Here is a 12,900-nt window from a genome sequence, read left to right as displayed (position 1 = left end):
ATAGTGGTTGATGTAAATCGTTTTAAAAGTATGCAAATCACCCTAGCTTCTCCAAGCAAAGTCCGTTCATGGTCTTATGGAGAAGTCAAAAAACCTGAAACAATCAATTACCGTACCTTGAAACCAGAACGTGAAGGACTCTTTGACGAAGTCATCTTTGGTCCAACAAAGGACTGGGAATGTGCTTGTGGTAAGTACAAACGCATTCGTTACAGAGGGATTGTTTGTGACCGCTGTGGGGTTGAAGTAACGCGTACGAAAGTTCGTCGTGAGCGTATGGGGCACATCGAGTTGAAGGCTCCTGTATCTCACATCTGGTACTTCAAGGGGATTCCAAGCCGTATGGGCTTGACCCTTGATATGAGTCCTCGTGCCCTCGAGGAAGTTATCTACTTTGCGGCTTATGTGGTGATTGATCCGAAGGATACACCACTTGAGCACAAGTCTATCATGACAGAGCGCGAATACCGTGAGCGCTTGCGTGAGTATGGTTATGGTTCATTCGTTGCCAAAATGGGTGCCGAAGCCATCCAAGACCTTTTGAAACAAGTAGATCTTGAAAAAGAAATTGCCGAACTCAAAGAAGAGTTGAAAACAGCTACTGGACAAAAACGTGTCAAAGCTATCCGTCGTTTGGATGTTTTGGATGCCTTTTACAAGTCTGGGAACAAACCTGAATGGATGATTCTCAATATCCTTCCGGTTATTCCACCAGACCTTCGTCCAATGTTGCAGTTGGATGGTGGCCGTTTTGCCTCATCTGACTTGAACGACCTTTACCGCCGTGTTATCAACCGTAACAACCGTTTGGCTCGTTTGCTTGAGTTGAACGCACCAGGTATCATCGTTCAAAATGAGAAGCGTATGCTTCAAGAAGCGGTTGACGCTTTGATTGACAACGGTCGTCGTGGTCGTCCAATCACAGGACCAGGTAGCCGTCCACTGAAATCATTGAGCCACATGCTTAAAGGGAAACAAGGGCGCTTCCGTCAAAACTTGCTCGGAAAACGTGTTGACTTCTCAGGACGTTCCGTTATCGCCGTTGGTCCAACTCTTAAGATGTACCAATGTGGTGTGCCACGTGAAATGGCGATTGAGCTCTTTAAACCATTTGTGATGCGTGAAATCGTTGCGCGCGACATCGTGCAGAACGTCAAAGCGGCTAAACGCTTGGTGGAACGCGGAGACGAACGTATCTGGGATATTCTTGAAGAAGTAATCAAAGAACACCCAGTACTTTTGAACCGCGCACCGACCCTTCACCGTTTGGGGATCCAAGCCTTCGAGCCAGTCTTGATTGATGGTAAGGCTCTTCGCTTGCACCCACTTGTCTGTGAAGCCTATAATGCCGACTTTGACGGGGACCAAATGGCCATCCACGTACCGCTTTCAGAAGAAGCTCAAGCAGAAGCTCGTATCTTGATGTTGGCTGCTGAGCATATCTTGAACCCGAAAGATGGTAAACCAGTTGTTACTCCATCTCAGGACATGGTTTTGGGTAACTACTACTTGACCATGGAAGAAGCTGGTCGTGAAGGGGAAGGAATGGTCTTCAAAGACCGTGACGAAGCGGTTATGGCTTACCGTAATGGTTATGTTCACCTCCACTCACGTGTTGGTATTGCAACAGACAGCCTTAACAAACCATGGACAGAAGAGCAAAAACACAAGGTCTTGCTGACAACAGTTGGTAAAATCCTCTTCAACGACATCATGCCAGAGGGTCTGCCTTACTTGCAAGAACCAACAAATGCCAACTTAACAGAAGGTGTTCCAGCTAAATACTTCTTGCCACTAGGTGGAGATATCAAGGAAGCTATCAGCAATCTTGAACTCAACCCTCCATTCAAGAAGAAAAATCTTGGAAATATCATCGCTGAAATCTTCAAACGTTTCCGTACGACAGAAACTTCTGCCCTACTTGACCGCATGAAGAACCTCGGATACCACCACTCAACTCTTGCAGGTTTGACAGTGGGTATTGCCGATATCCCAGTCGTTGAAGACAAGGCTGAAATCATCGAAGAATCACACAAACGTGTAGAACAAATCACCAAACAATTCCGTCGTGGTATGATCACAGACGACGAGCGCTACAACGCTGTTACAGCTGAATGGCGTGCAGCCCGTGAAAAATTGGAGAAACGTTTGGTTGCCAACCAAGATCCTAAGAACCCAATCGTTATGATGATGGACTCTGGAGCTCGTGGTAACATTTCAAACTTCTCACAGCTTGCCGGTATGCGTGGTCTGATGGCCGCTCCGAACGGACGTATCATGGAATTGCCAATCCTTTCAAACTTCCGCGAAGGTTTGTCAGTACTCGAAATGTTCTTCTCAACTCACGGTGCCCGTAAAGGTATGACCGATACGGCCCTTAAGACAGCCGACTCAGGTTACTTGACTCGTCGTTTGGTTGACGTTGCCCAAGATGTGATCATCCGTGAGGACGATTGTGGAACAGACCGTGGTCTCTTGATCCGCTCTATCGCAGAAGGAAAAGAGATGATCGAGTCTCTCGAAGAACGTCTCAATGGTCGTTATACTAAGAAAACTGTTAAACATCCAGAAACTGGTGCAGTGATCATCGGTCCAAATGAGTTGATTACGGAAGACAAGGCGCGTGAAATTGTCAATGCTGGTGTGGAAGAAGTGACTATCCGCTCTGTATTTACATGTAACACTCGTCATGGCGTCTGCCGTCACTGTTACGGTATCAACTTGGCGACTGGTGATGCGGTTGAAGTTGGTGAAGCAGTTGGTACAATCGCTGCCCAATCTATCGGGGAACCTGGTACACAGCTTACAATGCGTACCTTCCACACGGGTGGGGTTGCCTCAAATACCGATATCACTCAGGGTCTTCCTCGTGTCCAAGAAATCTTTGAAGCCCGCAATCCTAAAGGGGAAGCGGTCATCACAGAGGTCAAAGGACAAGTTACAGCTATCGAAGAAGACGCGTCAACTCGTACCAAGAAAGTCTTTGTTAAGGGTGAAACTGGCGAAGGTGAGTACGTGGTTCCATTTACAGCACGTATGCGTGTCGAAGTTGGAGACCAAGTCTCTCGCGGTGCAGCATTGACAGAAGGTTCTATCCAACCAAAACGTCTCCTTGCTGTTCGTGATGTCTTGTCAGTTGAAACCTACCTCCTCGGTGAAGTACAAAAAGTTTACCGTAGCCAAGGGGTAGAAATCGGTGACAAACACATCGAGGTAATGGTTCGTCAAATGATCCGTAAAGTTCGTGTCATGGATCCAGGTGACACAGATCTTCTTATGGGTACTCTCATGGACATCAACGACTTTACAGATGCCAACAAGGATGTTCTTATCGCAGGTGGAGTTCCAGCGACTGGTCGTCCAGTTCTTATGGGAATCACCAAAGCCTCACTTGAAACAAATAGTTTCTTGTCAGCGGCTTCCTTCCAGGAAACAACTCGTGTCCTTACAGATGCAGCCATCCGTGGTAAGAAAGATCATCTCCTTGGACTCAAGGAGAATGTTATCATCGGTAAGATCATCCCAGCTGGTACTGGTATGGCTCGCTACCGTAACCTTGAACCACAAGCTATCAATGAAGCAGAATATCTGACTCCAGAACAAGAAGAGGCAGAACTTGCTCCTGTAGAGGAAGTTGTGGAAATCCAAGTTGAAGAAACAGTAGAATAAAAGCAAACAAGAGAACCTTTGGGTTCTCTTTGCTTTATTTCAGAAAATTTTCCAACTTTTTCATAAAGTATGGTAGAATAGAAGAACTAAAATGCCAAGGAGGTGTCCATATGGAACAAACATTCTTTATCATTAAGCCAGATGGTGTGAAAAGAGGGCTGGTCGGCGAAATTCTGCAAAGAATGGAACAACGAGGTTTCAAACTCGAAAAATTAGAGCTACGCTCAACAGTTTCAGAAGCTTTGATTGACCAACACTATCAAGACTTGGTTGAAAAAAGTTTTTATCCTCCTATCCGTCAGTTTATGACCTCAGGACCAGTAGTGGTGGGCATTCTATCAGGTCCGAAAGTGATTGAAACTTGGCGGACCATGATGGGTGCTACTCGTCCAGAAGAAGCTCTGCCAGGAACTATCCGAGGAGATTTTGCCAAGGCTGCAGGAGACAATCAAGCCATTCAAAATGTAGTTCATGGCTCCGATTCTGAAGCTTCTGCAAAACGTGAAATTGCTCTCTGGTTTAAGGATTAGACTGGTAAAAGAACAGCTCTGTGCACAACAGAGCTGTTTTTTGGTCAGTTGAGCACAAAAAATGGACACTTGAGGCGGAAACAATCATTTCAAACTCCTCACAAGGTATAATCCCATATAGGGAGGGAAAAGAAATGGTAAAATCAATTCGCCTATTGTTGTTGATTGCAGTCATCCAGATTAGTTTTAGTAGTTGTCTATTATGGAAAGAATCCTTTTTATCTTTAAAACAGACCAATGCTTATTTTTTGATTTTGATAGTAGGAATTTCTGTTCTTTGTGCTGGGATAAATTATTTCCATACAGCAGACCAGTCTAGACATAGTATTTTACATGTTCAAAAGAAAGTGAGTCTGGTTTATTGCCTCCTTTTAGTAGTCAATCTTCTGGCAACCTGTCTGGTTCTCTCAGAAAGCATCCAGACCACTAGCAAATTGCAGCAGGAATTGGTTGACCTCTTTTTACCCTCCTTCTTTTTCTTGCTAGGAGTAGATCTATTGATTTTCTTACCTTTTGATAAAATTTTCCGCGATATAGAAAATCACCTAAATAAAAAGAAAACAGTCGTCATTTCCGTTCTAGCCACGTTGGTTTTCTTGAGGAATCCTTTAGTGATTTCCTCGATTCTCCTTTATATCAGTGTTGGTTTTCTATGCGCACGTTTCCTTTTTCCAAAATGTATTCAAAGGGAAATCTCCTTTTATGGACACCTGATTCGGGATATCCTGTTTGTTTTTTCAATAGTTGTATTCTTTTAAGTGGAGGAGAATCTTTCGAAATTGTTATAGTAAGTCCATAAAGAAAATTCACACAAAAGAAAACTTTTTGGTATAATAGTAGCATGCACACAAAAAATGAAGAAGAGCTTCTAGCTCTCGGAGAAAGATTAGGTCATTTGCTTCAAAAAGACGATGTTCTGATCTTGACTGGAGAGTTGGGTGCGGGTAAAACAACCTTTACAAAGGGCCTTGCTAAGGGCTTGGATATCCGTCAAATGATTAAAAGTCCAACCTATACCATTGTCAGAGAGTACGAAGGGCGTTTGCCACTTTACCACTTGGATGTCTACCGTATCGAAGGTGATGCTGATTCTATTGACTTGGATGAGTTTCTCTTCGGTGGTGGTGTGACTGTTATTGAGTGGGGGCATCTTTTGGGTGAAGATTTACCAGATTCTTACTTGGAGTTGGAAATTTTGAAAGAAGCTGAGGGTCGTTGTCTTCATTTTACAGCTCATGGCTCTCGGGCTGAACAACTCATCAAGGAGCTTCAAGATGGAGTATGAGTTGTGTATTCGTGAGGCAGAGATTTCAGATGCTACAGCCTTAATTGCATTTTTAGATTGTGTCGGTCAAGAGACAGATTTTACTAGCTTGGATGAAAATGGTATCATGATGACAGATTCTGAAATGGCTCTTTTTATCGAAAAACAAGCTGCATCAGAGAATCAAATTACTCTCCTCGCCTTACTGAATGATGAGATTGCAGGAGTCTTAAATATCACAGCAGACCAACATTTAAGAGTTCGACATATCGGTGATGTTTTTCTAGCAGTTCGAAAGAAATTCTGGAACCAAGGCTTGGCGACTATACTTCTAGAAGAAGGCATCGAGTGGGCTAAATCCAGTGGTGTCTTGTGCCGTTTGCAACTCAGTGTACAAAAACGAAACGAGGCTGCGATCCACCTCTATTCAAAAATGGGATTCATCACAGAAGGCTTACAAGAAAGAGGAGCCTATTTAGCAGAAGGGATATTTTTAGATGTTTGTCTTATGGGCAAGCTGATAAATGAATAACGAGATGATTAAAAAATTAATTGGAATGGTGCTAGGTTTCCTAGCAGTAACAGTTTTAGGTGTAGCGGTTTATGGCTATACCATCTACCAACAGGGAACAGAAACCCTAAGTAAAAAGACTTACAAAAAAATCGGGGAAGAAACCAATGTTATCGAAGCGACGGAGCCTCTGACTATCCTCTTGATGGGGGTAGATACGGGAAATGTGGAACGTACAGACCCGTGGGCGGGAAATAGTGATTCCATGATTCTCCTGACGGTTAATCCCAAAACAAAGAAAACCACAATGATGAGTTTGGAACGGGATATTTTGACCAAGATTGAGACTGGAAACGGTCAAGTTCAGGAAGCCAAACTCAATGCGGCCTATGCTAATGGTGGTGCAGAACTTGCAATTTCTACTATTCAAAAGATGATGAATATCCACATTGACCGCTATGTGATGGTTAACATGCAGGGGCTTCAACAATTGGTGGATGCAGTTGGTGGGATCACCGTCAACAATACACTTGGTTTCCCAATTTCGATTGCTGACCAAGAGGAGTTTAATAAGATTTCCATCGGTGTTGGAGAACAAACCTTGAATGGTGAGGAAGCTCTGGTGTATTCACGGATGCGTTACCAAGACCCAGAAGGAGACTATGGTCGTCAAAAACGTCAACGTGAAGTCATTCAAAAAATCGTTGAGAAGGTTTTGAGCCTAAACAGTGTGAGCCATTATCAAGGTATCCTCAAAGCTTTGAGTGATAACATGCAGACCAATGTGGACTTGTCAGCTAAAAGCATTCCACAATTGCTCGGCTATCAAGATTCTTTCAAGAATATCGAAACGCATCAATTGCGTGGGGAAGATGCTGAGCTACAGGGAATTTCTTATCAGATTGTCACTTCAGAACATATGCTCGAGATGCAAAATCTCTTGCGTAGTTCGCTAGGTAAAGAGCCAGTGACAGAATTGGAAACCAATGCGGTACTGTACGAAACAGCCTTTGGTCGGACAGCTCCTTCAACCAGTACGAACGCTTCAAACGAAGAAGCAGAATAAGAAAAGAATCAAATCGTGGGAAATTTCCTGCGATTTTTTCAAAAAAATTCGAATAGATAAGTAGGAGGAAACATGAAAGCAGAAATTATTGCTGTCGGAACAGAAATTTTAACAGGGCAGATTGTCAATACCAATGCTCAGTTTTTATCAGAGAAACTAGCCGAAATCGGGGTAGATGTCTATTTCCAAACTGCTGTTGGAGATAATGAAGCTCGTCTTTTGTCCTTGCTGGAGATTGCGAGCCAACGTAGTAATCTTGTGATTTTGACAGGGGGCTTGGGACCAACTGAGGATGATTTGACCAAACAAACCCTGGCAAAATTTTTAGGAAAAGATCTAGTGTTTGACCCTCAAGCGCAAGAGAAACTGGATATTTTCTTTGCTCATAGACCTGACTATGCTCGGACACCGAATAATGAGCGCCAAGCCCAAATTGTAGAAGGGGCGACTCCACTGCCAAATGAGACAGGTTTAGCAGTAGGAGGGGTGTCGGAAGTGGATGGCGTGACCTACGTGGTCCTCCCGGGACCACCTAGTGAATTGAAACCTATGGTCTTAAATCAACTCTTACCTAAGTTAATGACTGGTACCAAGTTATACTCACGTGTGCTCCGTTTCTTTGGAATTGGGGAGAGTCAGTTGGTGACCATTTTGGCGGATTTGATTGACCATCAAACCGATCCGACTTTGGCGCCGTATGCCAAAACAGGAGAAGTGACCTTGCGCTTGTCTACAAAAGCAGTTAGTCAAGAAAAGGCTGATCAAGCGCTGGATATCTTAGAAAATCAAATCTTGAGTCGCCAAACTTTCGAGGGAATTTCTTTACGAGACATCTGTTACGGATATGGGGAAGAAACCAGCCTCGCAAGTGTCGTTGTAGAAGAGCTAAAGAAGAGACAGAAAAGCATTACTGCGGCAGAAAGCTTGACGGCAGGTCTCTTTCAAGCGACATTAGCAGACTTTTCGGGCGTTTCAGCAATCTTTAATGGCGGTTTTGTCACTTACAGCCTAGAAGAAAAGTCCAAGATGTTGGATATTTCCGAGCAAGAGCTAAAAGAACACGGGGTTGTTTCTGAGTTTACGGCTCGAAAAATGGCAGAGCAGGCACGGATCAAGACTCAGTCTGATTATGGAGTCAGTCTGACAGGTGTAGCTGGGCCAGATAGCCTAGAGGGTCATCCAGCTGGTACAGTTTTTATTGGACTGGCACATGCCAAAGGGACAGAGGTGATCAAGGCTAATATCGCAGGACGGAGTCGAGCAGATGTCCGACATATTGCGGTCATGCATGCCTTTAACCTAGTTCGCAAGGCTTTATTAAGTGACTAAATTTTGGTATAATGAAAGATAGGTCTAAGGACCAGTAGAATATAGGAGAACAAAATGGCGAAAAAACCAACAAAAAAATTAGATGAAATTGGGAAAAAATTTGGAGCAGACCGTGAAAAAGCATTGAACGATGCTCTTAAATTGATCGAAAAAGACTTTGGTAAAGGCTCAATCATGCGCTTGGGTGAGCGCGCGGAGCAAAAAGTTCAAGTGATGAGCTCAGGCTCATTGGCTCTGGACATTGCTCTTGGTTCAGGTGGTTATCCTAAAGGACGTATCATCGAAATCTATGGACCAGAATCATCTGGTAAGACAACGGTTGCCCTTCACGCTGTTGCGCAAGCACAGAAAGAAGGTGGTATTGCAGCCTTTATCGATGCGGAACATGCTCTTGACCCAGCCTATGCTGCAGCCCTTGGTGTGAACATTGACGAATTGCTCTTGTCACAACCAGACTCAGGAGAGCAAGGTCTTGAAATTGCTGGAAAATTGATTGACTCAGGTGCAGTTGACCTTGTCGTTATCGACTCGGTTGCGGCCCTTGTACCTCGTGCGGAAATTGATGGGGATATTGGAGATAGTCACGTTGGTTTGCAAGCTCGTATGATGAGCCAGGCCATGCGTAAACTTGGTGCTTCTATCAATAAAACCAAAACAATTGCCATCTTTATCAACCAATTGCGTGAAAAAGTTGGAGTCATGTTTGGAAATCCAGAAACAACACCTGGTGGACGTGCTTTGAAATTCTACGCTTCAGTCCGTTTGGATGTTCGTGGAAGCACACAAATCAAGGGAACTGGTGATCAAAAAGATACCAATGTCGGTAAGGAAACCAAGATCAAGGTCGTGAAAAACAAGGTAGCTCCACCATTTAAGGAAGCCTTTGTTGAAATCATGTACGGAGAAGGAATTTCTAAGACTGGTGAGCTCTTGAAGATTGCAAGTGATCTCGATATCATCCAAAAAGCGGGAGCATGGTACTCTTACAAGGGTGAAAAAATCGGACAAGGATCTGAAAATGCTAAGAAATACTTGGCGGATCACCCAGAAATCTTTGATGCCATTGACCACCAAGTCCGTGTTCAATATGGTTTGATTGAAGATGAAGAAAGAACAACTCCTACCTCTGTTGCAGAAGATTTAGCACCTAACCAAGAAGTAACACTTGACCTAGGCGACGGACTCGAAATCGAAATTGAAGATTAAAAATAAAAGCGGAGAAGTCTTTCTCTGCTTTTTATGTTTAAATATTAAGTCTCCATAAGCTTCAAAAGCGTAATAAAAGAGTATTTAATCAAAAAAATTAAATCATTCTATAAAAAGGAGACTACTATAATGGAAAAACGCCTTGTTCGAAACGTACAAGACAAAAAGATTGCTGGTGTTTGTGCTGGTATCGGTGACTACTTTAACATGGACCACACACTTGTTCGTGCACTTTGGATTATCTTCACCCTACTTGGTGGTTCTGGAATCTTAGCTTATGCTATTCTCTACTTCCTTCTTCCGGAAGGCAATGCAGAAGCTTAAGCCATAGAGAGAATAAAAGTTTATTCTGATCAGTTGAAAATAAAAAATGCATGTAATCGTAGATTACATGCATTTTTATATGTAGCTTCTATCGAAAAAGAGAGGTTCTTCACTGGATGGATAAGTCCTGTTTAATGGTCACTAAAACGACGATACTCTATATGAAAGTCAAAATAATGTTCATTCTGTAGCTTTTGGAAGATGTCGCGATAGGCTTCTTCGTCAAAATAGTCGCCACGGTAGAGAATTTCAAAACTCAAACCTTCGTACTCTAGAAAAGCATTGGCTGTTTTGAAACCATTTTGGCGGTAGAAGTCCATGCGTGCCTTTCTCTGCTCCAAGTTATCGCATTCTTCGTCCAATCGCTCGACTTCCAATAACATGGTTCGCTGGTAAAAATCAGTCAGCTTTTCGATGATTTCCTTTCCATATCCGTGGCTTCTCAAGTGGGGCATGATGGCAAAAAAGCTGATATAAAAAGCTTTTTGATTGGAGATGGCAAAAGCAAAGCCGACAAACTCTTCTTGGTTATAAAAGGCAAAAAAGTGAGCGTCTTCTCGGTCCTGATAGCGCAAGAACTCGGATAGAGGGACTCGTTCTTCCTTGGGGAAAGCTTCCTTGTTTAGCTTTTCAACCTTATCCAGATCGGGAAATGCATCGGTTATTAATTGACTGGTCAAATTCATAAATGACCTCCTTTTCTTGATTATAGCAAATTGTCTCTCTGTAAGCAATTGATTGCAAACTTAGTGATAGAGCCTTGTCGCTCCTTTAGAAAGCTGATATAATAGCTTTATGAATAAGAAACGATCCGTGGACTTGATACATGGTCCTATTCTTCCTGCGCTGTTAAGCTTTGCCTTTCCAATCTTGCTGTCAAATATTTTCCAACAGCTCTATAATACAGCTGACGTCTTGATTGTTGGACGATTTCTTGGTCAAGATTCCTTGGCAGCAGTAGGGGCGACAACTGCCATTTTTGACTTGATTATAGGCTTTACGCTTGGTGTTGGCAATGGCATGGGGATCGTCATTGCCCGCTATTATGGGGCTCGGAATTTTACAAAGATCAAGGAAGCAGTGGCAGCTACCTGGATTTTAGGTGCTCTTTTGAGCATTGTGGTCATGCTGATGGGATTTGTCGGTCTGTATCCACTCTTGCAATATTTAGATACTCCTGCAGAAATCCTTCCTCAGTCCTATCAATATATTTCTATGATTGTGACCTGTGTAGGCGTCAGCTTTGCCTATAATCTCTTTGCAGGTTTGTTGCGGTCCATTGGAGACAGTCTAGCAGCTCTTGGATTTCTGATTTTTTCTGCCTTGGTCAATGTGGTTCTGGATCTCTATTTCATTACGCAACTGCATCTGGGAGTTCAATCTGCGGGGCTTGCTACCATCATCTCGCAAGGCTTATCAGCTGTTCTCTGCTTTTATTATATCCGTAAGAGTGTTCCAGAACTGCTTCCTCAACTCAAGCATTTTAAATGGGACAAGGCCTTGTACGCGGATCTTTTAGAGCAAGGTTTGGCTATGGGTTTGATGAGTTCCATTGTGTCTATCGGTAGTGTGATTTTACAATCTTCGGTCAATACTTTTGGAGCTGTGATTATTAGTGCCCAAACAGCAGCTCGACGCATTATGGCTTTTGCTCTCCTTCCGATGACGGCTATTTCTTCTGCTATGACGACCTTTGCCTCTCAAAATCTCGGGGCCAAGCGACCAGACCGCATTGTTCAAGGTCTTCGAATTGGCAGTCGCCTGAGCATGTCCTGGGCAGGTTTTATTTGTATTTTCCTCTTTTTTGCCAGTCCTAGCTTGGTTTCCTTCTTGGCCAGTTCGACGGATGGATACTTGGTAGAAAATGGTAGCCTCTACCTGCAAATCAGTTCAGTCTTTTATCCGATTTTGAGCCTTTTGCTGATTTATCGCAATTGCTTGCAGGGATTGGGGCAGAAAGTCCTTCCTCTAGTTTCCAGCTTTATAGAACTAATCGGGAAGATCGTTTTTGTGGTCTTGATTATCCCTTGGGCAGGGTATAGGGGAGTTATTCTCTGCGAACCCCTTATCTGGGTTGCCATGACTACCCAACTGTACTTTTCACTTTTCCGCCATCCCCTGATAAAAGAAGGCAAGGCAATCTTGGCAACAAAAGGACAATCCTAGCTGGATTTGCTGAATAAAATCCATTTCCTCTAGTGAAAATCGAAAAAACTTGTGTTATAATAAGAAAGATTAAAATGTGAAAAAAGGAGATTCCTAATGGGACGTAAATGGGCCAATATCGTAGCCAAGAAAACGGCTAAAGATGGAGCTAACTCTAAAGTATATGCAAAATTTGGTGTAGAAATCTATGTAGCAGCTAAAAAAGGGGATCCAGACCCAGAATCAAACACTGCTTTGAAATTCGTTATTGACCGTGCGAAACAAGCCCAAGTGCCAAAACACGTTATCGATAAAGCGATTGATAAAGCCAAAGGAAACACAGACGAAACCTTTACAGAAGGACGTTACGAAGGTTTTGGACCAAATGGTTCTATGCTGATCGTTGATACTTTGACTTCTAACGTCAACCGTACAGCGGCTAATGTCCGTGCAGCCTTTGGTAAAAACGGCGGAAACATGGGTGCTTCAGGTTCGGTTTCATACCTCTTTGATAACAAGGGTGTGATCGTATTTGCAGGTGAGGACGCTGATGCAGTCTTTGAGCAATTGCTAGAAGCAGATGTGGATGTGGACGATGTAGAAGCAGAAGAAGGAACAATCACTGTTTACACAGCTCCAACAGACCTTCACAAGGCTATCGTTGCCCTTCGTGAGTCTGGGATTGAAGAATTCCAAGTGACTGAATTGGAAATGATTCCTCAGTCAGAAGTGGAATTGTCAGGCGAAGACCTTGAAACCTTTGAAAAACTTTACAGCGTTCTTGAAGACGACGAAGACGTACAAAAGATTTATACGAACGTAGATGGTTTCTAATTGAAAAACGAACAGTTTTACT

12 protein-coding genes are annotated in these 12,900 nt (G+C 43.3%); 11 read left to right on the top strand and 1 reads right to left on the bottom strand.

What is annotated here, in order from left to right; all coding sequences use genetic code 11:
- Positions 1-3: 3 nt before the first annotated feature.
- The 9 genes from rpoC (at position 4) to O3655_RS04705 (ending at position 9,899) form a co-directional block, all read left to right on the top strand.
- Positions 4-3,669, top strand: coding sequence for a DNA-directed RNA polymerase subunit beta' (gene rpoC, locus O3655_RS04745; protein WP_070534614.1), 3,666 nt, complete (start codon positions 4-6; stop codon positions 3,667-3,669).
- Positions 3,670-3,779: 110 nt separating this feature from the next.
- On the top strand, positions 3,780-4,199 hold the full coding sequence (gene ndk, locus O3655_RS04740; protein WP_049501265.1) for a nucleoside-diphosphate kinase: 420 nt from the start codon (positions 3,780-3,782) through the stop codon (positions 4,197-4,199).
- 134 nt (positions 4,200-4,333) lie between these two features.
- Positions 4,334-4,957, top strand: a complete 624-nt coding sequence (locus O3655_RS04735; RefSeq protein ID WP_216732653.1) for a hypothetical protein — start codon at positions 4,334-4,336, stop codon at positions 4,955-4,957.
- A gap of 83 nt (positions 4,958-5,040) precedes the next feature.
- On the top strand, positions 5,041-5,484 hold the full coding sequence (gene tsaE, locus O3655_RS04730) for a tRNA (adenosine(37)-N6)-threonylcarbamoyltransferase complex ATPase subunit type 1 TsaE (RefSeq protein ID WP_000556959.1): 444 nt from the start codon (positions 5,041-5,043) through the stop codon (positions 5,482-5,484).
- Positions 5,474-5,995, top strand: coding sequence for a GNAT family N-acetyltransferase (locus tag O3655_RS04725; RefSeq protein ID WP_000455515.1), 522 nt, complete (start codon positions 5,474-5,476; stop codon positions 5,993-5,995). The genes tsaE and O3655_RS04725 overlap by 11 nt, the downstream gene beginning before the upstream one ends.
- A gap of 4 nt (positions 5,996-5,999) precedes the next feature.
- Positions 6,000-7,040, top strand: coding sequence for an LCP family protein (locus O3655_RS04720; protein ID WP_000592175.1), 1,041 nt, complete (start codon positions 6,000-6,002; stop codon positions 7,038-7,040).
- Between the two features lie 72 nt (positions 7,041-7,112).
- A complete protein-coding gene (locus O3655_RS04715; RefSeq protein WP_000642672.1) occupies positions 7,113-8,369 on the top strand; it encodes a competence/damage-inducible protein A in 1,257 nt (418 codons plus the stop codon).
- A 54-nt stretch (positions 8,370-8,423) separates the two neighbouring features.
- Positions 8,424-9,575, top strand: a complete 1,152-nt coding sequence (gene recA, locus O3655_RS04710; RefSeq protein ID WP_001085520.1) for a recombinase RecA — start codon at positions 8,424-8,426, stop codon at positions 9,573-9,575.
- 129 nt (positions 9,576-9,704) lie between these two features.
- The gene (locus O3655_RS04705; RefSeq protein WP_000415527.1) at positions 9,705-9,899 is read left to right on the top strand and encodes a PspC domain-containing protein; all 195 of its coding nucleotides are present in this window, start codon (positions 9,705-9,707) and stop codon (positions 9,897-9,899) included.
- 131 nt (positions 9,900-10,030) lie between these two features.
- On the opposite strand, the gene O3655_RS04700 is transcribed toward O3655_RS04705, so the two are convergent.
- Complete coding sequence (locus O3655_RS04700; RefSeq protein ID WP_001054828.1) at positions 10,031-10,585, bottom strand: GNAT family N-acetyltransferase; 555 nt, start codon at positions 10,583-10,585, stop codon at positions 10,031-10,033.
- Between the two features lie 109 nt (positions 10,586-10,694).
- Between O3655_RS04700 and O3655_RS04695 the strand changes: the two genes are divergently transcribed.
- Together O3655_RS04695 and O3655_RS04690 are read left to right on the top strand one after the other, a co-directional pair.
- Positions 10,695-12,065, top strand: coding sequence for an MATE family efflux transporter (locus O3655_RS04695; RefSeq protein WP_025171555.1), 1,371 nt, complete (start codon positions 10,695-10,697; stop codon positions 12,063-12,065).
- Positions 12,066-12,161: 96 nt separating this feature from the next.
- Complete coding sequence (locus O3655_RS04690) at positions 12,162-12,878, top strand: YebC/PmpR family DNA-binding transcriptional regulator (RefSeq protein WP_000532894.1); 717 nt, start codon at positions 12,162-12,164, stop codon at positions 12,876-12,878.
- Positions 12,879-12,900: the final 22 nt, after the last annotated feature.

Source organism: Streptococcus sp. 27098_8_70 (assembly GCF_041432215.1).
Classification (GTDB): Bacteria; Bacillota; Bacilli; order Lactobacillales; family Streptococcaceae; genus Streptococcus; species Streptococcus oralis_CP.
Note: the sequence above shows the minus strand (reverse complement) of the source record. Positions and strands in the feature narration are given on the sequence as shown.